The organism is Dickeya sp. CFBP 2040 (assembly GCF_012273755.1).
In the GTDB taxonomy this organism is placed as follows: Bacteria; Pseudomonadota; Gammaproteobacteria; order Enterobacterales; family Enterobacteriaceae; genus Dickeya; species Dickeya poaceiphila.
On record NZ_JAAVXH010000006.1, the window covers coordinates 99751 to 122647 of the forward strand.

The 22897-nt window shown below is 52.7% G+C and carries 24 protein-coding genes, 1 tRNA gene and 1 pseudogene; 17 read left to right on the forward strand and 9 right to left on the reverse strand.

All coding sequences use genetic code 11. The features are described 5' to 3' along the window. The first annotated feature begins 109 nt into the window (after positions 1-109). The 8 genes from exuR to Dpoa2040_RS00725 all read left to right on the forward strand — a co-directional run bounded on the left by exuR (position 110) and on the right by Dpoa2040_RS00725 (position 5356). Positions 110-889, forward strand: a complete 780-nt coding sequence (gene exuR, locus Dpoa2040_RS00690) for a transcriptional regulator ExuR (RefSeq protein ID WP_042868450.1) — start codon at positions 110-112, stop codon at positions 887-889. Between the two features lie 525 nt (positions 890-1414). Beyond that, entirely contained in the window at positions 1415-2089 is a 675-nt protein-coding gene (locus tag Dpoa2040_RS00695) for a DedA family protein (RefSeq protein ID WP_042868447.1), read from the forward strand. A 3-nt stretch (positions 2090-2092) separates the two neighbouring features. Further along, entirely contained in the window at positions 2093-2443 is a 351-nt protein-coding gene (mzrA, locus tag Dpoa2040_RS00700) for an EnvZ/OmpR regulon moderator MzrA (RefSeq protein WP_168639946.1), read from the forward strand. Between the two features lie 186 nt (positions 2444-2629). After that, positions 2630-2935: a YqjD family protein gene (locus tag Dpoa2040_RS00705; RefSeq protein WP_168639947.1), complete on the forward strand. Its 306-nt coding sequence runs from the start codon at positions 2630-2632 to the stop codon at positions 2933-2935. Positions 2936-2938: 3 nt separating this feature from the next. Further along, positions 2939-3337 carry a phage holin family protein gene (locus Dpoa2040_RS00710; RefSeq protein WP_168639948.1) on the forward strand — a complete coding sequence of 133 codons (399 nt, stop codon included), beginning with the start codon at positions 2939-2941 and terminating at the stop codon, positions 3335-3337. Continuing rightward, on the forward strand, positions 3334-3630 hold the full coding sequence (locus Dpoa2040_RS00715; protein ID WP_168639949.1) for a YqjK-like family protein: 297 nt from the start codon (positions 3334-3336) through the stop codon (positions 3628-3630). The genes Dpoa2040_RS00710 and Dpoa2040_RS00715 overlap by 4 nt, the downstream gene beginning before the upstream one ends. 254 nt (positions 3631-3884) lie before the next feature. Then, complete coding sequence (locus tag Dpoa2040_RS00720) at positions 3885-4280, forward strand: DoxX family protein (protein ID WP_168639950.1); 396 nt, start codon at positions 3885-3887, stop codon at positions 4278-4280. 92 nt (positions 4281-4372) lie between these two features. Then, entirely contained in the window at positions 4373-5356 is a 984-nt protein-coding gene (locus Dpoa2040_RS00725) for a glutathione S-transferase family protein (RefSeq protein ID WP_168639968.1), read from the forward strand. A gap of 111 nt (positions 5357-5467) precedes the next feature. On the opposite strand, the gene Dpoa2040_RS00730 is transcribed toward Dpoa2040_RS00725, so the two are convergent. Next, on the reverse strand, positions 5468-6364 hold the full coding sequence (locus tag Dpoa2040_RS00730; RefSeq protein ID WP_042868431.1) for a LysR family transcriptional regulator: 897 nt from the start codon (positions 6362-6364) through the stop codon (positions 5468-5470). A gap of 109 nt (positions 6365-6473) precedes the next feature. Between Dpoa2040_RS00730 and Dpoa2040_RS00735 the strand changes: the two genes are divergently transcribed. After that, complete coding sequence (locus Dpoa2040_RS00735) at positions 6474-7181, forward strand: pirin family protein (protein WP_168639951.1); 708 nt, start codon at positions 6474-6476, stop codon at positions 7179-7181. Positions 7182-7356: 175 nt separating this feature from the next. Further along, entirely contained in the window at positions 7357-7866 is a 510-nt protein-coding gene (gene zur, locus Dpoa2040_RS00740; RefSeq protein ID WP_042868427.1) for a zinc uptake transcriptional repressor Zur, read from the forward strand. Positions 7867-8091: 225 nt separating this feature from the next. Here zur and lexA read toward each other — a convergent pair whose 3' ends face one another. Both lexA and Dpoa2040_RS00750 read right to left on the reverse strand, forming a co-directional pair. Beyond that, positions 8092-8703: a transcriptional repressor LexA gene (gene lexA / locus Dpoa2040_RS00745; RefSeq protein ID WP_042868425.1), complete on the reverse strand. Its 612-nt coding sequence runs from the start codon at positions 8701-8703 to the stop codon at positions 8092-8094. Between the two features lie 109 nt (positions 8704-8812). Continuing rightward, positions 8813-9178 carry a diacylglycerol kinase gene (locus Dpoa2040_RS00750; protein ID WP_146411586.1) on the reverse strand — a complete coding sequence of 122 codons (366 nt, stop codon included), beginning with the start codon at positions 9176-9178 and terminating at the stop codon, positions 8813-8815. A 128-nt stretch (positions 9179-9306) separates the two neighbouring features. On the opposite strand from Dpoa2040_RS00750, the gene plsB reads away from it, so the two are divergent. Beyond that, a complete protein-coding gene (gene plsB, locus Dpoa2040_RS00755) occupies positions 9307-11790 on the forward strand; it encodes a glycerol-3-phosphate 1-O-acyltransferase PlsB (RefSeq protein WP_168639952.1) in 2484 nt (827 codons plus the stop codon). 34 nt (positions 11791-11824) lie between these two features. Here the strand turns inward: plsB and ubiA are convergent, their stop codons facing one another. The 5 genes from ubiA to Dpoa2040_RS00780 form a co-directional block, all read right to left on the reverse strand. Further along, positions 11825-12688: a 4-hydroxybenzoate octaprenyltransferase gene (ubiA, locus tag Dpoa2040_RS00760; RefSeq protein ID WP_042873757.1), complete on the reverse strand. Its 864-nt coding sequence runs from the start codon at positions 12686-12688 to the stop codon at positions 11825-11827. Between the two features lie 21 nt (positions 12689-12709). After that, on the reverse strand, positions 12710-13225 hold the full coding sequence (gene ubiC, locus Dpoa2040_RS00765) for a chorismate lyase (RefSeq protein ID WP_042868420.1): 516 nt from the start codon (positions 13223-13225) through the stop codon (positions 12710-12712). A gap of 336 nt (positions 13226-13561) precedes the next feature. Beyond that, on the reverse strand, positions 13562-15208 hold the full coding sequence (groL, locus tag Dpoa2040_RS00770; RefSeq protein WP_168639953.1) for a chaperonin GroEL: 1647 nt from the start codon (positions 15206-15208) through the stop codon (positions 13562-13564). Between the two features lie 52 nt (positions 15209-15260). Next, entirely contained in the window at positions 15261-15554 is a 294-nt protein-coding gene (locus Dpoa2040_RS00775) for a co-chaperone GroES (RefSeq protein WP_013316258.1), read from the reverse strand. Positions 15555-15760: 206 nt separating this feature from the next. Beyond that, positions 15761-16264 (reverse strand): FxsA family protein, encoded by a 504-nt coding sequence (locus tag Dpoa2040_RS00780; protein WP_042868416.1) that lies wholly within the window; start codon positions 16262-16264, stop codon positions 15761-15763. Positions 16265-16707: 443 nt separating this feature from the next. Between Dpoa2040_RS00780 and aspA the strand changes: the two genes are divergently transcribed. The 6 genes from aspA to Dpoa2040_RS00810 all read left to right on the forward strand — a co-directional run bounded on the left by aspA (position 16708) and on the right by Dpoa2040_RS00810 (position 22650). Then, entirely contained in the window at positions 16708-18147 is a 1440-nt protein-coding gene (gene aspA, locus Dpoa2040_RS00785; RefSeq protein WP_168639954.1) for an aspartate ammonia-lyase, read from the forward strand. 173 nt (positions 18148-18320) lie between these two features. After that, on the forward strand, positions 18321-19622 hold the full coding sequence (locus Dpoa2040_RS00790) for an anaerobic C4-dicarboxylate transporter (protein WP_042868412.1): 1302 nt from the start codon (positions 18321-18323) through the stop codon (positions 19620-19622). 113 nt (positions 19623-19735) lie between these two features. Then, the gene (gene cutA / locus Dpoa2040_RS00795; RefSeq protein WP_042868409.1) at positions 19736-20080 is read left to right on the forward strand and encodes a divalent cation tolerance protein CutA; all 345 of its coding nucleotides are present in this window, start codon (positions 19736-19738) and stop codon (positions 20078-20080) included. After that, on the forward strand, positions 20056-21774 hold the full coding sequence (locus Dpoa2040_RS00800; RefSeq protein WP_168639955.1) for a protein-disulfide reductase DsbD: 1719 nt from the start codon (positions 20056-20058) through the stop codon (positions 21772-21774). The genes cutA and Dpoa2040_RS00800 overlap by 25 nt, the downstream gene beginning before the upstream one ends. Positions 21775-21845: 71 nt before the next feature. Further along, on the forward strand, positions 21846-22421 hold the full coding sequence (locus Dpoa2040_RS00805) for a transcriptional regulator (RefSeq protein WP_042868404.1): 576 nt from the start codon (positions 21846-21848) through the stop codon (positions 22419-22421). 153 nt (positions 22422-22574) lie between these two features. Further along, positions 22575-22650 (forward strand) — tRNA-Phe (locus tag Dpoa2040_RS00810). A gap of 131 nt (positions 22651-22781) precedes the next feature. Here Dpoa2040_RS00810 and Dpoa2040_RS00815 read toward each other — a convergent pair. Continuing rightward, a pseudogene (locus Dpoa2040_RS00815) lies at positions 22782-22897 on the reverse strand (GNAT family N-acetyltransferase); the annotation flags it as partial.

Consider the following 22897-nt stretch of genomic DNA (forward strand, 5'->3'; position numbering starts at 1 on the left):
TATAACAAATCCACTCTGCATATCAGTCTACATTAACGAATTCATCACGAGATAGACGCAGCGACGCACGTTGCCTCAGGGAGCGTCCTCTATCTTAAGAGCAGGCATCATGGCACTGACAGAATCCAGGCGGCTTTACCAGCAGTTAGCCGCAGAATTGAAACAACGTATTGAGAACGGCGTTTATCCGGTAGGAGACAAACTGCCAGCGGAGCGCAATATTTCCGAAGAGATGAATGTCAGCCGTACCGTGGTACGCGAAGCGATTATCATGCTGGAAGTGGAAGGCTACGTGGAAGTGCGCAAAGGCTCCGGCATTCACGTCATATCCAACCAGCAGCGCCACCTGCTGGCCGCTAACGGCAGCGACGCCGACTTTCTCACTGCCGGGCCGTTTGAACTTTTGCAGGCGCGCCAATTGATAGAAAGCAACATCGCGGAGTTCGCCGCCACCCAGGTCACCCGCCAGGACATTATCCAATTGATGGAGATTCAGGAAAATGCCCGTCAGGAAGACCGCTTCCGCGATTCGCAATGGGATCTAAAATTCCATGTGCAGGTCGCGCTGGCGACCCAGAACTCAGCCATGGCCACTATCGTGGAAAAAATGTGGAGCCAGCGCATTCACAATCCTTACTGGCGCAAGTTGCATGAACACATCGACGATAAGTCAATCGAAAGCTGGTGCGAAGACCACGACCAGATTCTCAAGGCCTTGATCCGTAAAGATTCCTATGCAGCTAAACTGGCGATGTGGCAACATTTGGAAAATACGAAACAGATGCTGTTCCGCGCTACCACCGACGATTTCGAATTTAACGTTGATCGTTACATGTTTGCCGAAAATCCGGTTGTCCATCTGGATCATCACGCCCGTAGTAAACCCTGAATCTTCTCGTGCAACCGCTGCCTTTGCCCCCACAGTTCGGGGGCAAAAAAAGTCATCCAACGTCGGGTTCTGTCAGCAAGTGTAAAATATGACAGCAATCACATCCTTTCCCCACTAAACAGGTCGTCATACGTTTTCATAACGTGATATTTTCCTATCTCGTCCGCACCGCTTTTGTTACAGTTGGAATAGTTTTTTTACGCTTAATTACCGACAGAGCCACCTGACGGGCAAAAAACAGTAAAGACCATTGCCAGTCAGGAAAAATACGCTGAAAAAGTAAGGTAGGCGCGGCACGCAAGCCACTGGCGAAAACGTGCAGTTCCGGCCAATGCGCCTGCTATTGGCCAATGCACCTGCCAGCTAAGAAGCATGACGGATATAGGTGCAAAGAAGTTAAAAATGAAAGCGCGCACACCTAATGTTCAGTAATGACCGCTCTGTGTACCTGACCTGCCAGGAATGCCGTTAACTGGCCTCAGGAGCACAACGCAGTTTCTCCAACGCCGTAGCACAGGAACCCAGATGGATATCATCAAAGAACTTTTGTATGCACTCTGGCACCAGGATTTCGAGGTCCTGGCCAATCCCAAACTCGTCTGGATGATTTACCTGCTGCTGTTTTTGATTCTATTTCTGGAAAATGGCCTGCTGCCAGCCGCTTTCCTGCCGGGCGACAGCCTGCTGTTTCTGGTTGGAGTGCTTATCACCAAAGGCACCATGAGCTACCCGTTCACCATCACGCTGTTAACCACCGCCGCCGGTCTCGGCTGTTGGGTCAGCTACCTGCAAGGAAAATGGCTTGGAAATACACGGGTCGTTCAGGGATGGTTGTCACATCTTCCTGCACACTATCACCAACGTGCGCACCAGTTGTTCCATCGTCATGGGCTATCAGCACTGTTGATTGGCCGCTTTCTGGCTTTTGTACGAACACTGCTGCCGACCATTGCCGGGCTGTCAGGATTGGACAATGTCCGGTTTCAGTTCTTCAATTGGATGAGCGGCTTTTTGTGGGTCACCAGTTTGGTTTCTCTCGGTTTTGCACTGGGTAACACGCCATTATTCCGCAAATACGAAGAGCTGTTGATGTCTTGTCTGATGCTGCTGCCGCTGGTTTTACTGTGCATCGGGCTGGTCGGCTCACTACTGGTGTTGTGGCGTAAAAAGCGCATGATGGCACGTGACAAAAGGAATTAATTGATGATCTACCCTGGGCTAAAGAAGCCCTCCGCCCGGCGGCGGTTGTTGTTCCTGTTGCCGCTGGTGCTGCTGTTATCTATGTCGTCACGGCACCTGCCGGACGAAGTGACGTTGCACATCTCTCCGCTGCGTCATGGCGTACCTTTGCCGGATGGTTTCTATATCTACCAACGACTTAATGAGAAAGGGATCGCCATCAAGAGCATTACCCCGGAAAACGACAGCATTATTGTGCGGCTCTCTTTACCGGAACAAACCAGCGCAGCCAGAGAAATACTGAGTACCGCGCTGCCATATACCATTGTCATCGCCCAACAGACTCACGGCGTCACGCCGTGCGTCAAAAGCTGACGCCAACGCCGCTGTTTACCTGTCGCCAACTGCACCCTTATTCTTTGCCTGCGCACGTTCTCTTTTCGAATTTTCCCGCTGTTCAAGATCGTGGATTATCAGAATTATCTGTAGCCATTCCGCCCACAACAATGAAAATTCGCACTATAGTCAACGTTATGATTCATCAGATAAAGGAGCACTCAGATGGCACAAGAATCTGATACTGAACAGCTACGAGCAGAGCTACGTTCCCTGGGAGATACGCTGGAAGAAGTGCTGCGTTCCTCCAGCGATAAATCCAAAGCCGAACTGGAAAAACTGCGCGATAAAGCAGAAGCCGTGCTCAAAGAGTCTCGTGAACGCCTGAATGACACCGGCGAACGTATTACGGCACAAGCCCGCGAAGCTACCCAGTGTGCCGATGATTTCGTACGTAAAAATCCCTGGACCGGGGTAGGCATCGGTGCCGCCGTCGGCGTGGTGTTGGGTTTATTGCTGGCGCGCCGTTAACGTATGGAGACAGAACCGCAACGTCACGGTCCTGGCCGCGCTGCCGTTTCTACTGTGCAACGTATTTTCACCCTTCTGGTCGGCATAGTGGAAACCCGTCTCAGGCTGATGGTGGTGGAACTGGAACAGGAAAAAAACCTGTTTATTCAGTTGTTGCTGATGGTCGGGTTGACGTTGTTGTTTACGACGTTTGGCCTGATGAGTCTGATTGCGCTTATCATCTGGAGCCTTGATCCCGCCTTACGTCTGACGGCATTGTGCTGGATTACGGTTACCTTGTTTGGATTGGCATTATTCGGCGGGCTATGGACACTGCAACGCCTGCATCGCTCCACACTATTACGAGACACCCGTAAAGAACTGGCGGCAGACCGCTCATTGCTGGAGGACGACTCAAAATGAATCGCCGACGGCATATGGCTGCCGAAAAGAAACAACTACTGCGCCAGATCCAACAACAACGGCTGGATCTGGTTGCGGAGAAAAACCGGTGGCTGGACATCACTGCCCCGTATGATGCCTACTGGCAGAAATGGACGCGGATACGTCGTTATCTGGTGTTAATCCCGCCGATCATCGCCATACTGGGAATACGCCATCCACGTCGGCTAATCAGGTTTACACGCAAGGTAACCGGTATCTGGAACGCACTGAAGCTGCTACGTTCTATCTTACCAACGACGCCATGCCAATGACCCGAATGGGGCATCGTTTACCAACCCATCCCCATCGGAGCCTCCCCCTTCAACCCGATCAGCCCCCGTTTTTTCGTTTGTTTGCACGCTATAAAATCAATTTTTCTGACATAAAACAACAATTTTACTCGCTGGCGTCTGCACGCCACCCCCTCTAGTATGCTTTTCATCTGTTACACGAACAGTTAGACAAATCAACGCCGGATGCATCCTTATCGAATATTGCTTCGGCCGCAAACACACTGGAGATATCGATGAAAAATTTTGAGAATGTACTGCTGATGATTGCCCGTATCCTGCTGCCAATTCTGTTTATTGTTGCTGGTTATGGCAAACTGGGAGCCTCTTACGCCGCGACCCAGCAGTATATGCAAGCGATGGGTGTTCCAGGGGCGCTGCTGCCGTTAACCATTCTGCTGGAACTGGGTGGTGGTCTGGCTGTACTGTTCGGTTTCCTGACCCGTACTACCGCTATTATCACTGCTGTCTTTACCCTGCTGACGGCATTCATTTTCCACACTGATTTCGCCCAAGGCGCTAACCAGCTGATGTTCATGAAAAACCTGTCTATCGCTGGCGGTTATGTTCTGCTGTTCGTCACTGGTCCAGGCGCATTCAGCATCGACCGCCTGCTGAACAAAAAATGGTAATAATAATCAGCTAAGCAACACAACCCGATTATCTTATGGCAGTCAACAGTATATTGTTGGCTGCCATCGTCACATTCTGGGAGGACCCGGCTATGGGATTGTTGGTTGACGGTGTATGGCATGATACCTGGTATGAAACCCAGTCATCCGGCGGACATTTCAAACGCCCACAGACATTTTTCCGCAATTGGGTCACTGCTGATGGCGAACCCGGCCCAACAGGCTCTGGCGGTTTCAACGCACAAGCTGGCCGTTACCACCTGTATGTGTCGCTGGCCTGCCCATGGGCCCACCGCACGTTGTTACTGAGAAAACTCAAAGGACTGGAACAACACATTGACGTCTCAGTAGTACACCCGTTGATGCTGGACCACGGCTGGACCTTTAATACCGACTTTCCACAGGCCACTGGCGACACGCTCTATCAACACGAATTTCTATACCAGCTTTATCAGCACGCCAAAGCCGATTACAGCGGACGCGTCACCGTTCCGGTACTCTGGGACAAACAGCAGCACACGATTGTCAGCAATGAATCAGCCGATATCATCCGTATGTTAAACAGTGCCTTCGACGGCTGCGGTGCCGCACCTGATGATTACTATCCGTTGGAATTGAAGGGGCAAATCGATGACCTGAACGAGTGGATTTACCATCAGGTTAATAACGGCGTGTATAAAGCCGGTTTCGCCACTACCCAGCAGGCTTACGATGAATCAGTCAGGCTGGTATTTAATGCGCTGAATCGGCTGGAATCGATCCTTGACCGACAACGTTATCTGGCTGGAGATCGGCTCACCGAAGCGGATATCCGTTTGTGGACGACGTTGATCCGTTTTGATCCGGTCTACCACACCCATTTCAAATGTGACCAGCGCCGGATTAGCGATTACCCCAATCTGTATGGTTATCTGCGTGAAATCTACCAGTTACCGGGGGTAGCCGACACGGTGAATCTGGAGCATATTCGCCACCACTATTACCGTAGCCATGGCACGATTAATCCTTACGGCATCATCTCGGTAGGCCCGGATGGGGATCTGGCCGCACCACATGGCCGGGATAAGCGTTACTAAATCTGTAGTGAACGCGCTGTAGTAAACGTACAGACAATTCACCAGGCTATACCTGACAACGCCGTCGGTGGGGAATTCAGCCGACGGCGTTATGCTTTGCCTGCGCCATCATCAATGCGCGTTGAATATGCGTGGTATTTCCCGTAAAAACCACGCTTTAGCTTCACCCATACTATCACGACGCCATGCCATGATAATTTGGGCTTCGATGGTATTTTCCGGACTCACGACCCGCAATCGCCCTTCGGCGATATCCTGCGCCACCCGCTCATACGGCATGGTCGCCACCCCCAACCCCGCCAGCAATGCACGCCGTTTATCATCCATTGAACTCACGGTCAGGCGCGGCTGTTTATCCAGTAACTGAACCGTCAGCACTGGACGTTCGCGGGCGGTATCGGCAATCGCAATACCGCGATATTTGATGCGCGTGACTTCCGACAATGGCTCTGGCTCATCATGAATTGGATGATCCGGGCTGGCCACGTACACACTCTTCATTGAATAGAGTTTGCGGGTATTAATTTCCGAAGAGGAACGAAAGTGCATGTCAGGTGCGATAACAATATCTGCCCTGCCCTGCTCAAGCCTCTCCCATGCACCAGCCAGCACCTCAGTCAGCAACGACACCTGAGTGTTAGCCTTCAGCGAAAGTTTATCCAGCAATGGAAACAGGCGCTCAGTCGGCACCAGCGCTTCCATGACGATGGTCAAATGGGTTTCCCATCCTCGTGCGAGCGCTTCAGCATCGGTAGTCAACTTGTCGGCGGCTTCCAGCAGGATACGCCCCCTTTCCAGCAGCATCCGCCCGACGTTGGTGAATTTAGTGCGATGGCCAGAGCGATCAAACAGCACCACATCCAGCTCATCTTCCAATTTCTGCATGGTATAGCTCAGGGCTGAAGGCACACGCCCCAGTTCATCGGCAGCGGCGGCAAAACTTCCACGGCGATCAATGGCGTCCATAACCCTTAATGCTTCTAGTGTTAATGCCCGTTCTTTTGCCATTCTCTCACTCATTCAGGATTTTTGAATATACTAACCAGATTAACTGGCTAACAATCCATCGTCCAGACAATTACTATCATTTTATTAATAATTATCAGGGTCAAATGCCATGATCATTAGCAGAGCAGCAGAACAATGCGGCCAGGCTGACTATGGCTGGTTGCAGGCACGTTACACCTTTTCTTTTGGTCATTACTTTGATCCTGAATTACTGGGGTTTGCTTCACTACGGGTTCTCAATCAGGAAGTACTGGCGCCAGGTGCCTCTTTTCAGCCGCGAACCTACCCGCGCGTCGATATTCTGAACATTTTATTGCAGGGCGAAGCGGAATACCGCGACAGCAACGGTAACCATACGCGCGCCAAAGCAGGCGAAGCGCTGCTGCTCGCCACCCAGCCTACTGTCAGCTACAGCGAACATAATGTTGGCAACGACACGCCACTAACCCGGTTGCAGCTATGGCTGGATGCCTGTCCAACGCGGGAGAACCAGTGTCTGCAACGACTCACGCTAGAAGCACAGCGTCCTTATCAATTACTGGCATCACCGGATGAATCAGCTAATGCCCTCCATCTGCGCCAACAGGTCTGGATACATCATCTGAATCTGGCGGCAGGTGAGCAACATAGCCTGACACTGAATGGTAACCGCGCCTATCTGCAATCGATCCACGGTATCCTCAGCATCAATGGCAATATTAGCGCCGCACCCAACGTGTTGCACTGCGGCGACGGCGCGTTTGTCCAGCAGGAAAACCGCCTCACTTTCCGGGCAGAAACCGCCACACGCGCATTACTGATCGATCTGGTGGCTTAGTTGCACCTGCAATAATGTTAAACGCAACTAAAAAACGCCTTCCCTGAACCATTGCTGGCACCATGTCTTATTGGCTGAGGGAGTTCAGAACAACCTTGAAGCCGCCGTCTCGGCGTTTTTGTCCAGTCATGGTAAGATGCCGCCATAATTTCACACTCGCTTCAGGGTTACTGCAATGGACTCAACCAATCCGGACAAACTTGTTGCCCAGGCTGAACAGCTTTGCCAGCAACGCAACGTGCGTCTGACTCCTCAGCGTCAAGAGGTATTGCGATTGATGGCCCAGCAACCTGGTGCTATCAGCGCGTATGATCTGCTGGATCTGCTCCGTGTTTCCGAACCCCAGGCTAAACCGCCTACTGTTTATCGCGCACTGGATTTTCTTCTGGAACAAGGCTTTATCCACAAAGTAGAGTCCACCAATAGTTATGTGCTGTGCCATCATTTCGAAGAGCATAGTCATACGTCGGCGCTATTTATTTGTGATCGTTGTGGGCAAGTGACAGAACGCCAGACAGAAGGTATTGAGGAAACCCTGCACCAGTTGGCGAAGCAGGCGGGCTTTGCCCTACGCCACAGTGTGGTGGAAGCTCACGGCTTGTGTGGCGAATGCCTGAAAGTGGAGTCTTGCGAGCATCGGGACAGCTGTAATCATGATCACAGCATCATGGTGAAAAAACGTTAAATGTGAAAAACGTTAAATGATGGAAAATGCCTGCCGAGTGTGGAGCATTACTTCACACCATTCTTCCGGAATACATTAATCTTCCTAAACACGCTTGTCTGCATCCCACTTCGGTGATCAACCACGTTGTAACGCAACCGGCAAATACAGGCGTTCATCCAGACAAGCTACCTCAATGGGCGGTTGTCATCACCACCCACGATAAGGCGAGCTGAAACAAGGGCATCAGCTCCAGTCACTGTTGCGGATCACACCGACCGCCAAACCTTCAATGGAGAAACTCTGTTCACGCAAATCGACAACGATTGGCGCGAAATCCTTATTTTCTGCCAGCAGTTGCACAATATTACCTTGTTTTTTCAGCCGTTTGACCGTCACGTCATCTTCAATACGCGCCACCACGACCTGACCGTTACGTACATCCTGCGTTTTATGCACCGCCAGTAAATCGCCGTCCAGAATACCGATGTCTTTCATCGACATACCACTTACCCGCAGCAAAAAATCAGCGCTGGGCTTAAACATCGCCGGGTCTACCTGATAGTGACATTCAATATGCTGCTGTGCCAGCAACGGCTCACCTGCGGCAACACGGCCAATTAACGGCAGTCCCTGATCTTCTTCTTCCATCAGCAGACGAATACCGCGCGAAGCACCGGTGACGATTTCAATGACGCCTTTACGCGCCAGCGCCTTGAGGTGCTCTTCAGCTGCATTTGGCGAGCGAAAGCCAAGTTGACTGGCAATTTCGGCCCTGGTGGGCGGCATACCGGTTTGTGAAATATGATCGCGAATCAGATCATAAACCTGCTGTTGTCTGGTAGTTAGCGCTTTCATTCCGCCCCCTGTTTGTTTATACAGTCTCGCTGTGAGTATATACAGGGAAAGTGCCGATGGGAACCGCGATATCACGATTGCACGGATTTTTCTGTGATTATGCAAATCGTCACGCAAAACGGTTCCACAGTATCGCTCCCCATACCACCGCGGCCAACAAACAGGCAACGAATACTGCCGCCGAACCAATATCTTTAGCCCGACCAGATAACTCGTGGTAATCCATCCCAACCCGGTCCACTACGGCTTCAATAGCGCTATTGACCAGTTCAAACAGCACGATCAGCACGACAGAACCGATTAATAGCAACCGCTCAACCATGGAAACCGGTAGCCAGCAGGCAATCATTACCGCGACAAGCGTAAGCAATACTTCCTGGCGAAACGCCGCTTCATGCCGCCATGCCTGTTTCAACCCTTGCAGCGAATAACCCGTCGCTTTGATAATTCGGGTCATTCCGGTTGCTTTGTTCATGCGTACTCCGCCTTTAATTTGTGATTGGTCATGATTTTAACGCGCCCCCCTGGTTTCATCACCACAGATATCCTGTTTGGTTTCTGGTATCCTTGGCCCGAATTGCTAACAAGAGGCTTCTGGTTGTTATGTCAGGTTGGCGTATAATTTACTATAAACTACTGAATTTCCCGCTAAAATTACTGGTAAGAAGTAAGGTTATTCCACAGGACCCCGTTAATGAGCAACGACTGGATCCGACGCGGCCAATTTTCTATGTCCTGCCCTACAACTCCAAGGCAGATTTGCTGACTCTGCGCACCAAATGTCTGGAGCTAAGTCTGCCGGACCCATTGCAACCGCTACAGATCGATGGGAAAACCCTGCCGAGCCACGTGTTCGTCAACGATGGCCCACGCCTGTTTCGTTACTACGTACCCAAACAGCAGTCGATAAAATTGTTCCACGACTATCTGGATCTGCACCGTAACAATCCGGAACTCGACATACAGATGGTGCCGGTTTCGGTCATGTTCGGTCGTTCACCAGGCCGTGAGGGACAAAGTCAGGACACCCCACACCTGCGCCTGTTGAACGGCATCGAGAAATTCTTCGCCGTTTTATGGCTGGGGCGCGACAGTTTTGTGCGCTTCTCCGTCCCCGTATCGCTGCGTTATATGGCAACTGAGCACGGCACCGACAAGACTATCGCCCATAAGCTGGCGCGCGTAGCCCGTATGCACTTCTCACGTCTGCGGCTGGCAACTGTTGGTCCGCGTTTGCCGGTCCGTCAGGAATTGTTCAATAAGTTGTTGTCCTCCCATGCTATCGCCAAGGCGATTGATGATGAAGCACGGGTCAAGAAGATTTCCCATGACAAGGCCCAGCAAAATGCCATTACCCTGCTGGAAGAAATTGCCGCCGACTTCTCTTATGAAGCCGTCAGACTCTCTGACCGGGTGCTGAGCTGGACCTGGAACCGTCTGTATCAGGGCATCAACGTGCACAATGCCGAGCGGGTGCGCCAACTGGCGCAGGATGGGCATGAAATCGTCTATGTTCCCTGTCACCGCAGCCACATGGATTATCTGCTGCTCTCCTACGTGCTCTACCATCAAGGGCTGGTGCCACCGCATATCGCTGCCGGCATTAACCTTAACTTCTGGCCAGCAGGCCCGGTTTTCCGTCGTCTGGGCGCATTTTTCATCCGACGCACCTTCAAAGGAAACAAGCTCTACTCCACGCTGTTCCGCGAGTATCTGGGCGAGTTGTTTACCCGCGGCTATTCGGTGGAATACTTTGTCGAAGGTGGCCGCTCCCGCACGGGTCGTTTACTGGAACCCAAAACCGGCACGCTGTCGATGACCATCCAGGCAATGTTGCGCGGCGGTCCCCGACCTATCACATTGGTGCCGATTTACATCGGTTATGAGCATGTGATGGAAGTGGGAACCTACGCTAAAGAGTTGCGCGGTGCCACGAAAGAGAAAGAGGGCTTCCTGCAGATGATGCGGGGGCTGCGTAAATTACGCAATCTTGGTCAGGGGTACGTTAATGTCGGTGAACCGCTGTCGCTAACCACCTACCTCAACAACCATGTACCGCAATGGCGTGACGCTATCGACCCTATCGACCCGCAGCGCCCAGCCTGGCTGACACCTACCGTACAGGATATCGCCGACGACATCATGGTGCGTATCAATAACGCAGCAGCGGCCAACGCCATGAACCTGTGCTGTACCGCGTTGCTGGCCTCACGTCAGCGAGCGCTAACACGCGAGCAGATGGAAGAACAACTGGAGTGCTATCTGCAACTACTACGTAACGTTCCTTACAGCAACGATATCACGGTACCGAACAAAACCGCTGCCGAGCTGTTGGATCATGCACTAAGCATGGACAAGTTCGAGGTAGAGAAAGACAACGTCGGCGATATTATCGTCCTGCCGCGCGAGCAGGCAGTACTGATGACGTACTACCGCAATAACATCCATCATATGCTGGTGCTGCCGTCGCTGGTTGCCAGTATTGTGATGTATTGCCGTCGCATCACCACGGCGGAACTGTTACGTCAAATCACACTGATTTACCCACTGCTGCAGGCTGAATTGTTCCTGCATTACGAAAAAGCTGAACTGGCTGACGTGCTGGACAAATTAGTTGCGGAACTGGCGCGTCAGCAACTCATTTTGAGCAAGGATGACGTGCTGGAGTTACACCCCGCACGTATCCGTACGCTGCAATTGCTGGCTGCGGGTGTCCGCGAAACACTACAGCGTTATGCTATTACTCTGGCATTGCTGAACGCCAACCCCACGATAAGCCGGGGAGCGCTGGAGAAAGAAAGCCGCAGCATGGCTCAACGCCTCTCAGTGTTGCATGGCATCAACGCGCCAGAATTTTTCGATAAAGCGGTGTTCTCTACGCTGGTCAACACGTTGCGTAACGAAGGGTATGTCGGTGACAGTGGTGAAGCGGTGTTGGAGCACGTCCAGGCGATGTATAACATTCTGGGCGAACTACTTACCCCGGAAGTGAAGCTGACGATTGAAAGCGCCAGTCTGGCACAAGAGAGCAGCGACAGCGGCAACGAACCCGTCGTTAGTCTGGTAGAAAAGGAAGACGCTGAGTAACAGTAAGCCCTGCGGAGACGCCGCAGGGCTGTTATTACAGACCAAACAGAATGCCGAAAAACAGCACCATGCCAACATAATTGTTATTGAGGAACGCCCGAAAACACTCTTCGCGCTCACGCCGGGCAATCAGTTTCTGCTGATAAGCGAACAACACCGCTGCCACCAGCACTGACCAGTAGAAAATCTGTCCCAACCCCATCATCCGACCCAGCGCCAGCATCGCCACCAGCGTCATCAGTTGTAGCAGGCCAATAATCAAGGTGTCATAACGACCAAACAAGATAGCAGTAGATTTTATCCCGACCTTGAGGTCGTCATCGCGGTCAACCATCGCGTATTCGGTGTCATAGGCCACAGTCCAGCAGATATAGGCAAAAAACATGAGCCAGCAGGTAGCAGGTAACGACTCGCTCACAGCGGCGTAAGCCATCGGGATAGACCAGCCAAACGCCGCACCCAGCACCAGTTGCGGCAGATGACTGACTCGCTTCATAAACGGGTATACCCAGGCCAATGCCAGTGCAGCAACCGATAGCCAGATAGTCAACGGGTTCATGGTCAGCACCAGGCCAAACGCCAGCAACACCAGTATGACAAACAGTACCTTGGCAGATTGTTCGCTCACTAATCCGGCAGGCAACGGGCGTGCCGCAGTACGTTTAACATGCCCGTCAAAATGGCGGTCGGCGTAATCATTAATCACACACCCTGCCGCACGCATCAGGAACACCCCGGCGACAAACACCAACAGCGTCCAAGGAGCCGGCGTTCCACGCCCTGCCAACCACAGCGCCCACAGTGTCGGCCATAACAGCAGTAGGGTGCCAATCGGCTTATTGATACGCATCAAACGGAAATACGCGCCCCAGCGTCCTGACGTTAACAATCGTTCCAACGCCTGATTCTCCTTCTGCACTCAGCCCTGATGGGCGTCGGGGAAATAAACGGGGGCATCCGGCAAAAATAGCTCGGTGATCAGCAACGGATTGCCCGACAAAAGCACACGTGAACGCCGCACCCACAATGATCCGCATCGACCAGTTTGAATGACATCGCGCGGCGGTGGCCCTTGTAAATACAAATAACGCCCCAGAGGCGTATTACCGACCTGCGTCAGGTCAATATCAGCCTCTTCCAGCGTCTGCTCCGGTATTACCGTGCGACCAAATAACCAGGGATTGCCGTCACCTAACAGCGTTACCTCACGTAGCCAATAGCGCTCACTCAGCGGCAACAACTCCGGCTCACCAGCCATATCCAGCGACGACACAAACTGCTCTTTGCCGACCTGCACGGTCAATCGCATACAATACCGTTCCAGACGGCGCGTCATCGAATCGCGGTAAACCAACCAATCCGCCACGGACGCAGGTAAATCTTCGGGCGCGCACCACTCAACCGAGTGCAGGCTAGCCAACGCCTCATCAGACATTTATCCCATTCCACCTGGTGTTTAATAAATAAAATACGCTGCTAATTGTAGCGCAGATGCTTATTCTAGCGAAGAATTGCACGCTGATAACCGGCTTCGAACCGTACGTTAACGATTTGCATGAATTTCAAACAACATACCCGCTCATCTCACATTTTGTTGCAAACCAGTGGGGCGTCACGCACATGATGTACGTTCGCACAGAACGTGCATTACCATTACAAGGAACATCCAGGTTGGCTTACGGCCATTAAAAAAAACTACCCGGCGTTGGCCGGGTAGTTTTTTCGTGTGACAGGCACCACAGCGAGAATATCGCTGCAGTTACGTGGCAGATTACATCATACCGCCCATACCACCCATTCCGCCCATACCGCCGGCAGCACCTAAATCAGGCGCGTCGCCTTTCGGCAGTTCGGTGACCATACATTCGGTGGTAATCATCAGGCCAGCCACAGAAGCCGCGTACTGCAGAGCAGAACGGGTTACCTTGGTCGGGTCCAGAATACCCATGTCGATCATGTTGCCATACTGCTCAGTCGCAGCGTTGTAACCGTAGTTACCTTCACCGGCTTTCACGTTGTTAGCAACCACAGACGGCTCTTCACCCGCGTTAGATACGATCTGACGCAACGGTGCTTCCATAGAGCGCAGTGCAACACGGATACCTACGTTCTGATCTTCGTTGTCGCCAGTCAGTTTGCTGATAGACGCCGCTACGCGCACCAGCGCCACGCCACCACCGGCAACCACGCCTTCTTCAACGGCAGCACGGGTCGCGTGCAGCGCATCTTCAACGCGGGCTTTCTTCTCTTTCATTTCGACTTCAGTGGCTGCGCCAACTTTGATAACCGCAACACCACCAGCCAGTTTAGCTACGCGCTCTTGCAGTTTTTCACGATCATAGTCGGAAGTCGCCTCTTCAATCTGCTGACGAATCTGAGTCACACGGCCCTGAATTGCCGCTTCGTCGCCCACGCCATCAATGATAGTGGTGGTGTCTTTGTTGATAACCACACGTTTGGCCTGACCCAGATCTTCCAGAGTGGCTTTTTCCAGCTCCAGACCGATTTCTTCAGAAATCACAGTACCAGAAGTCAGAGTAGCGATGTCCTGCAGCATAGCTTTACGACGATCACCGAAGCCCGGAGCTTTGACAGCAGCGACTTTCACGATACCGCGCATGGTGTTAACCACCAGCGTTGCCAGCGCTTCGCCTTCTACGTCTTCAGCGATGATCAGCAGCGGTTTGCCAGCTTTGGCAACAGCTTCCAGCACCGGCAGCATTTCGCGGATGTTGGAGATTTTCTTGTCAGCCAGCAGGATGAACGGACTTTCCAGTTCAACAGAACCGGTTTCCGGTTTGTTGATGAAGTACGGAGACAGGTAGCCGCGATCAAACTGCATACCTTCAACCACGTCCAGCTCGTCTTGCAGACCGGAGCCTTCTTCCACGGTGATCACGCCTTCTTTACCTACTTTTTCCATGGCTTCAGCGATAAGCTTGCCCACGGTTTCGTCGGAGTTGGCGGAGATGGTACCTACCTGAGCGATAGCTTTGGTATCAGCGCAAGGAACGGACAGTTTTTTCAGTTCTTCTACAGCAGCGATAACCGCTTTATCGATACCGCGTTTCAGATCCATCGGGTTCATGCCCGCAGCAACGGCTTTCAGACCTTCGTTAACAATAGCCTGAGCCAGTACTGTCGCCGTGGTGGTGCCGTCGCCTGCTGCATCATTGGCTTTAGAGGCAACTTCTTTCACCATCTGAGCGCCCATGTTCTCGAACTTGTCTTCCAGTTCAATTTCACGCGCAACGGACACGCCGTCTTTGGTGATGGTCGGGGAGCCGAAGGATTTATCCAGCACTACGTTACGGCCTTTCGGGCCCAGTGTAACTTTTACTGCATCAGCCAGCACATTAACGCCACGCAACATTTTTACCCGAGCGTCATTACCGAATTTTACGTCTTTAGCTGCCATTGGTAGTTTCCCTTGAATTCGTTTCGTTCAGTTCACAGATGATTACGTAAGATTAGGCTTCAACAATCGCCAGAATGTCGCTTTCAGACATGATCAACACCTCTTCGTTGTCGATCTTCTCCGTCTTCACGCCATAGCCATCATTGAAAATGACGATATCGCCTACTTTCACGTCCAGCGGTTTCACTTCACCGTTTTCCAGGATGCGACCATGGCCAACAGCCAGGACTTCACCACGGGTGGATTTACCCGCTGCAGAACCGGTCAGAACGATGCCGCCAGCAGATTTTGACTCAACTTCTTTGCGCTTGACGATTACGCGGTCATGCAATGGACGAATTTTCATTGATAGCTCTCCTTTGAGAAAGTCCATATCAGCTTAGGTTAAACACCGGGTGTACCCTCACATCCGGCCTTGTGGTGAACTAAATGGGGACGTTTCACAGCGCTTCAAGGGAGGAAAAAAATTTTTTTTGCGTTAAGCGAAATTTTTCTGTGAAACCTTGTCTGCAGGCTCGCTGAACGCCGATTCACTCACGTCAAAAAACGAACTTAGCGATGCGAAGAATCATTCGGTGGGTTGCCGTCGCGGTGGTCATTAACGGGTTTATCCAGTTGATCCTGGTTATCCTTGCGTTGAAATTCGCCTTCAAACACATTGCCTTGTCCACCATGGTTACCCGGCCCTGAGCGGCCACGCCAGATTTGCAAATGCGGCATCAGCTTGAGCGTCAAATGCTTTTGTACCGGCGGCAACAACAGCAGTAATCCGAGGAAATCGGTGAAAAAACCCGGCACGACCAGCAGGAAACCAGCCAGTATCAACGAAACGCTTTTGACCAGTTCCGCAGCCGGGCTTTCCCCTGCCTGCAAGCGTTGTTGCATCAGCATGATGTTCTTCATTCCCTGGTTACGCACCATGGAGATCCCAACGCAGGATGTCATCACTACCAGTAGCAGAGTGACCGCAACACCCAACACGTCGGCCACCCGAATGAAAATGGAGACTTCGATGTAAACAAACAAAAAAATCAACAAAAGTGGTAACCAGCGCACCAAAAACTCCTGAGGTTAATTTTAACCCATTGATATAAAAAATTACTCAACACCGCGAGGCGGCATTACTTACCCCGCGCTATTATCACGATCAGGTATGAAGATACGACCAGTTGGTCTGGCATAGTACTTTATACTTGAACACGCCATTACCCATTACTGGCGAGCGCTACTCAGGAAATGGTAGTGCAAGGGCTTTTTTTCAACCATGGCGACGAGGTATCTGTTTATTTCTGCGCGACGGTCATGACTCTCATCACAGTTCATATGGCAAGAAGGAGATGACTGCCCATCTGTGATCAAGGCAACGGAATTCTGGCAAGGCAACAGAATATCATAGCAATAACAGCAAGCACGATGGTTGAACATTCTGCTGCTGTCTTCCACGGTAAGACGATACATCCTATAAATTCTAATCGACAGAAGTACAAGAGAAGGCTCTCATGTCAGATAACATTCGTATTGAAGAAGATCTGTTAGGTAACAGAGAAGTTCCGGCTGATGCGTACTACGGCGTCCATACCTTGCGTGCTATAGAAAACTTCTATATCAGCAACCAGAAAATCAGCGACATTCCGGAGTTCGTACGCGGCATGGTAATGGTTAAAAAAGCCGCTGCCATGGCCAACCGTGAACTTCAAACCATACCGCGCAAGATTGCCGACACCATCATCAAAGCCTGTGATGAAGTACTGGTCAATGGTAAATGCCTGGACCAATTCCCGGTTGACGTGTTCCAGGGCGGTGCAGGCACATCCGTCAACATGAACACCAACGAAGTGTTGGCTAACATCGGTCTGGAACTGATGGGCCACAAAAAAGGGGAATATCAGTACCTGAACCCCAATGATCACGTCAACAAATGCCAGTCCACCAACGATGCTTACCCCACCGGTTTTCGTATTGCGGTATACACCTGCATTCTGAAACTGGTCGAAGCCGTGACGGTACTGAGCGAGGGCTTTCAGAATAAAGCCAAAGAATTCGATAACATCCTGAAGATGGGTCGCACCCAGTTGCAGGATGCCGTGCCGATGACGCTGGGCCAGGAGTTCCATGCTTTCAATGTGCTACTGAACGAAGAGAACAAGAACCTGCTGCGCACGGCGGAGCTGCTGCTGGAAGTGAACCTGGGCGCTACCGCTATCGGTACCCGTCTCAACACGCCGGACGGCTACCAGCAACTGGCGGTGCAAAAACTGGCGGAAGTAAGCAAGCTGCCATGCGTACCGGCGGAAGACTTGATCGAAGCGACCTCCGATTGCGGCGCCTACGTCATGGTACACAGCGCGCTGAAACGTCTGGCAGTCAAACTGTCCAAGATCTGTAACGACCTGCGCCTGCTCTCCTCCGGCCCGCGCGCTGGCCTGAATGAAATCAACCTGCCAGAACTGCAGGCCGGTTCCTCAATCATGCCCGCCAAGGTCAACCCGGTCGTGCCGGAAGTGGTCAATCAGGTGTGCTTTAAGGTGATTGGCAACGACACCTGCGTCACGATGGCAGCCGAAGCCGGTCAGTTGCAGTTGAACGTGATGGAACCCGTCATTGGCCAGGCCATGTTTGAATCTACCCAGATTCTGACCAACGCCTGCTACAACCTGCTGGAGAAATGCGTCGAAGGCATCACCGCCAATAAAGACGTCTGCGAATCCTACGTATTCAACTCCATCGGTATCGTCACCTACCTGAACCCGTTCATCGGCCACCACAATGGCGACATCGTCGGCAAAATTTGCGCCGAAACCGGTAAGAGCGTGCGTGAAGTGGTGCTGGAACGCGGTCTGCTGACCGAAGCCGAGCTGGATGACATCTTCTCAGTGCAAAACCTGATGCACCCGGCTTACAAGGCCAAACGCTACACCGAAGATCAAGACGCGTCCTAATTCCGCACCGTCTTCTCTGTAAGGCACGTCAGTCCGTTAGGGCTGCGTGCCTTTGTTCTATCCACTCTTTTTTCCGCGCCGCAAAAGGCCAACCTTTAGCCATAACTATAAGAAAAAGATATGGAAAGACGTTTTGCAATGTCACGGGCAACAAAATCAGAAGGAACAACAACATGCTTATTCTGGAACTATTTATCGTACTCCTCGCTATTTATCTGGGCGCCAGGCTCGGCGGTATCGGTATCGGGTTTGCCGGTGGACTCGGCGTACTGGTGCTGACGCTGGGGTTTCACATCAAACCGGGTGCTATTCCATTCGATGTGATTGAAATCATCATGGCGGTGATCGCCGCTATCGCCGCGATGCAGATAGCGGGCGGCATGGATTATCTGGTCAGTCTGGCGGAAAAGCTGCTGCGTCGTAAACCACGTTATGTCACCTTTCTCGCCCCATTGGTGACCTATTTCATGACACTGCTGGCGGGCACCGGACATACTGCCTTTTCCACCTTGCCGGTTATCGCCGAAGTGGCAAAGGAACAAGGCATCCGCCCGTCTCGTCCGCTGTCTATCGCAGTAGTCGCCTCGCAAATCGCCATCACGGCATCGCCTATTTCGGCTGCTGTGGTTTTCGTCGCCGGCATACTCGAACCGAAAGGCGTGAGCTATCTGGCACTGCTCGGCATCTGCATTCCCAGTACGCTGATCGCTATCCTGCTGACAGCCATGCTCACCAATTTCCTTGGCAAGGAATTGAAAGATGATGAGGTCTATCAGGAACGTCTGCGCAAAGGTGAAGTCTCGCTGCGCAGTCATAGTCAGTCGGTACTGAAACCCGGCGCCAAACGTTCGGTCGGGCTATTCCTGATCGGTATTATCGCCGTTGTGCTGTACGCCACTGCAATCAGCGATAACGTCGGGCTGATTCATAACCCGGTATTGCCGCGTAATGAAGCGATTGTGGTGTTTATGCTGACTATCGCCACGCTTATCTGCATCACCTGCCGCGTCGATACCGCACAGATCCTCAGCGCCAGTACCTTCAAGTCTGGCATGAGCGCCTGCGTGTGCGTGATGGGCGTAGCCTGGCTGGGCGATACCTTCGTCAAAGCACACATTGCCGATATTCAGAGCACGGCGGGCACATTGTTGCAAAACCATCCATGGATGCTGGCCGTCGTGCTGTTCTTCGCTGCAACGCTGCTCTACTCTCAGGCAGCCACCGCCAAGGCGCTAATGCCTGCGGCGTTGATGTTGGGCGTCAGCCCGGTGACGGCAATCGCCTCATTTGCTGCGGTATCGGCACTGTTCGTCCTGCCTACCTACCCCACGCTGCTGGCAGCAGTAGAAATGGATGACACAGGCTCAACGCGCATCGGCAAATACGTCTTCAACCACGCGTTTTTGATCCCCGGCGTGGTGGCAATTTCGTTGTCGGTCATCCTTGGCTTTATCGTCGGTCACATGGTGTTGTAACCTCTACCACATCGCCACGCTTTTCCGGATCGGTGCTCTAACGCCGATCCGGCCTTACGATTGCCACCCTGCCACGGTATAGTGTGTCTACCGTTAGCGTTATCGAGGTTACGATGTCAGACTCCAGCGACAATCCGTTATCCAACAACGCGGTGGTGATACTGTGCACCGCGCCCGATGAAAACTGCGCCAAACAGCTGGCCCAATCTGCGCTGAACGCACGTCTGGCTGCTTGCGTCACCTTATTGCCAGGCGCCACTTCTCTGTATCACTGGGAAGGCAAACTGGAACAGCAGACGGAAATTCAACTGCTGCTGAAAAGTGACAGAGCACACCAGTCCGCCCTGCTGACTCATCTGAAACAACAACATCCTTACCAGACACCAGAACTGCTGGTGCTGCCGGTCGAGGGTGGCGACAGTGATTATCTCTCATGGCTCAACGCATCCTTACGCTGACGGTTCTGTGCCTCAGCCTGCTTTTCAGTACGCAAGCCCCGGCGCAAAACCCGTTCGGGCGCAGCGCCCAGTCTCAGTTTCTGACGGTCGACCAAGCCTTCGCGTTGGATTTTCAACAGCATGGCGATCAACTGACCGTCAGCTGGCAGATTCATCCTGGCTACTACCTGTATCGCCAGCAAATCAAGCTGGATAGCACGCTTATCGCGCCACCGGGTGTGACGCTGCCACCGGGCGAATCACACCGTGACGAATTCTTTGGTGATGTTTCTATTTACCGCCAGTCGCTGACACTCAACGTCCCTCTGCGTAATGTGCCGTCCGGTGCTACGTTGAGCATCACTTATCAGGGCTGTGCCGACGCAGGGTTCTGCTACCCGCCGGAAACCCGTTCAGTGCCGCTCAGTGCCATTAGCACCGGAGCACCAGCAACACCAACCACCGTTACACCGCAGCCAGACCGCACTTATACCCCGCAACTGCCGTTTTCGCCGTTGTGGGCACTGCTGGTTGGTATCGGCGTGGCGTTCACGCCTTGCGTATTGCCGATGTACCCACTGATCTCCGGGCTGATTCTTGGTCGCCAGCAACGCTTATCCGCAGGTCGCACACTGCTGCTGACACTGGTGTATGTGCAGGGAATGGCGTTGACCTACACCGTGCTCGGCCTGATTGTTGCGGCGGCAGGGCTGCGTTTTCAGGCGGCATTGCAGCATCCTTATGTGCTGATTGGGTTATCGATAATGTTTGTGGCACTGGCGCTGTCGATGTTCGGTGTCTATAGCCTGCAACTACCGTCATCGCTGCAAACCCGCCTGACGCTATGGAGCAATCGCCAGCAAAGCGGCTCTGTTGCCGGGGTCTTCGCCATGGGCGCACTGGCTGGGCTGATTTGCTCGCCCTGCACCACCGCGCCGCTCAGCGCGCTGCTGTTGTACATCGCTCAGAGCGGTAACCTGCTGGCCGGCGGCGGCTCGCTGTATTTGTATGCGCTCGGTATGGGGCTGCCATTGATGGTCATTACCCTGTTCGGCAACCGGTTGTTACCCAAGCGCGGCCCCTGGATGAGTCACGTCAAAGAGGGGTTTGGGTTTGTGATTCTGGCGCTACCGGTATTTCTGCTGGGAAGAGTGCTGGGCGATACCTGGGAGTGGCGCATGTGGGCACTGCTCGGCGTGGCGTTTTTCGGCTGGGCGTTTGCCCTCAGCCTGCGCAGTCATGCCGGCGGCATGAGAGTCATACAAATTCTGCTGTTTTTGGGCGCGCTGCTGGCGGCAAGGCCATTGCAGGACTGGTTATTCGCACCGGTACAGGCGCAGTCAACCAACACCAGCCAACTGCGCTTTACACCAACCAATACGCTGGACGAACTGACCACGGCGCTGAGCCGCAGCGGCAACCGTATCACCATGCTCGATCTCTACGCCGACTGGTGCATAGCCTGCAAAGAGTTCGAAAAATACACCTTCCGCGACATAACAGTGCAGCAATCGCTGTCTTCCATGCAACGATTGCAGGCGAATGTCACCGCCAACGCCGAGGCTCAGCGGACGCTGCTGCAACATCTGCATGTGCTGGGGTTGCCGACTATTCTGTTTTTCGACGCCAATGGTCGGGAAATTCCGGGTTCGCGCGTTACCGGCTTCATGGACGCCGCCGCTTTTGCCGCACATTTGCAGACACTCGCGCGCTAGCGCGATTCAACTTGAAAGATGCCGGAGATAAACCACACTGGTTAGTGATGGCACAGAGCAGGAGAAGCATGATGCAACGGGAAGAAGTCTTGGAGCAAGCGCTGGCCTTGCTGGAACAGCGTGGATTCGCCGGCACGACGCTAGAGATACTGGCCGATCAGTTGGGCATTTCTCCTGCCGAGCTACAGCCCTTCTGGCCCGACCGTGAAGCCTTGTTGTACGACAGCCTGCGCTACCATAGCCAGCAGGTGAATATCTGGCGCCAGCAGGTATTCGTAGATGAACAACTCAGGCCCGAACAGAAGCTGCTGGTACGCTATCAACGGCTACAGGACGCCGTCAGCCAGTATCGTTTTCCCGGTTGCCTGTTCATCGCTGCCTGTAGTGCGTTTCCAGACCCGCTCCACCCAATTCACCAGATTGCCGAACAACAAAAACAGGCGTCATATCAGTACACCAAAGCGTTGCTGGAACAACTGGAAACCGACGATACAGACATGGTGGCATTACAGCTGGAACTGATTCTGGAAGGCTGCCTGAGTAAGTTGCTGGTAAAACGCCAGTTGTCCGACGTGACGGTAGCAAAGCGGCTGGCAGAAGACGTACTGCGCGTCGCCATGTGCCGTAAACACGGCGCGCTGGCGTAATGTCTTCACTACGCCCTCATTGATAATTCCATCGGCGATGCGCTGCTTATTTGCGCAAAAAATGCATAACCGCTGAAAAAGCAGTCAAACCATCAAAAAGTGGGTGAATTCACGTTGACGAGGCAGCCTGAATCCGGTTTAATGCGCCCCGTTGCCCGGATAGCTCAGTCGGTAGAGCAGGGGATTGAAAATCCCCGTGTCCTTGGTTCGATTCCGAGTCCGGGCACCACTTATTTAAAGAACCCGCCTAGAAGGCGGGTTTTTGCTTTTTGGCTTAAGTCACTAGCTCGCCGATATACTGTAAGTATCCCTGCAAAACGAACCATTCATTTTTTGATGTTCACAGGCACGACATCAATTTCAAGTTGATAAACTCCCCACCCAATCCCCTAACGTCACCATCAACATCATCGGATCTATCGGCGAAGGATCAAACCCCGCCCGCAGGTAAAATCCCGCGCTTCATCAGACAGCGC

Coding starts and splice junctions, on each gene's coding strand:
- exuR (WP_042868450.1), top strand. CDS start 110: ATGGCACTGACAGAATCCAGGCGGCTTTACCAGCAGTTAGCCGCAGAA.
- Dpoa2040_RS00695 (WP_042868447.1), top strand. CDS start 1,415: ATGGATATCATCAAAGAACTTTTGTATGCACTCTGGCACCAGGATTTC.
- mzrA (WP_168639946.1), top strand. CDS start 2,093: ATGATCTACCCTGGGCTAAAGAAGCCCTCCGCCCGGCGGCGGTTGTTG.
- Dpoa2040_RS00705 (WP_168639947.1), top strand. CDS start 2,630: ATGGCACAAGAATCTGATACTGAACAGCTACGAGCAGAGCTACGTTCC.
- Dpoa2040_RS00710 (WP_168639948.1), top strand. CDS start 2,939: ATGGAGACAGAACCGCAACGTCACGGTCCTGGCCGCGCTGCCGTTTCT.
- Dpoa2040_RS00715 (WP_168639949.1), top strand. CDS start 3,334: ATGAATCGCCGACGGCATATGGCTGCCGAAAAGAAACAACTACTGCGC.
- Dpoa2040_RS00720 (WP_168639950.1), top strand. CDS start 3,885: ATGAAAAATTTTGAGAATGTACTGCTGATGATTGCCCGTATCCTGCTG.
- Dpoa2040_RS00725 (WP_168639968.1), top strand. CDS start 4,373: ATGGGATTGTTGGTTGACGGTGTATGGCATGATACCTGGTATGAAACC.
- Dpoa2040_RS00730 (WP_042868431.1), bottom strand. CDS start 6,364: ATGGCAAAAGAACGGGCATTAACACTAGAAGCATTAAGGGTTATGGAC.
- Dpoa2040_RS00735 (WP_168639951.1), top strand. CDS start 6,474: ATGATCATTAGCAGAGCAGCAGAACAATGCGGCCAGGCTGACTATGGC.
- zur (WP_042868427.1), top strand. CDS start 7,357: ATGGACTCAACCAATCCGGACAAACTTGTTGCCCAGGCTGAACAGCTT.
- lexA (WP_042868425.1), bottom strand. CDS start 8,703: ATGAAAGCGCTAACTACCAGACAACAGCAGGTTTATGATCTGATTCGC.
- Dpoa2040_RS00750 (WP_146411586.1), bottom strand. CDS start 9,178: ATGAACAAAGCAACCGGAATGACCCGAATTATCAAAGCGACGGGTTAT.
- plsB (WP_168639952.1), top strand. CDS start 9,307: ATGTCAGGTTGGCGTATAATTTACTATAAACTACTGAATTTCCCGCTA.
- ubiC (WP_042868420.1), bottom strand. CDS start 13,225: ATGTCTGATGAGGCGTTGGCTAGCCTGCACTCGGTTGAGTGGTGCGCG.
- groL (WP_168639953.1), bottom strand. CDS start 15,208: ATGGCAGCTAAAGACGTAAAATTCGGTAATGACGCTCGGGTAAAAATG.
- Dpoa2040_RS00775 (WP_013316258.1), bottom strand. CDS start 15,554: ATGAAAATTCGTCCATTGCATGACCGCGTAATCGTCAAGCGCAAAGAA.
- aspA (WP_168639954.1), top strand. CDS start 16,708: ATGTCAGATAACATTCGTATTGAAGAAGATCTGTTAGGTAACAGAGAA.
- Dpoa2040_RS00790 (WP_042868412.1), top strand. CDS start 18,321: ATGCTTATTCTGGAACTATTTATCGTACTCCTCGCTATTTATCTGGGC.
- cutA (WP_042868409.1), top strand. CDS start 19,736: ATGTCAGACTCCAGCGACAATCCGTTATCCAACAACGCGGTGGTGATA.
- Dpoa2040_RS00800 (WP_168639955.1), top strand. CDS start 20,056: ATGGCTCAACGCATCCTTACGCTGACGGTTCTGTGCCTCAGCCTGCTT.
- Dpoa2040_RS00805 (WP_042868404.1), top strand. CDS start 21,846: ATGCAACGGGAAGAAGTCTTGGAGCAAGCGCTGGCCTTGCTGGAACAG.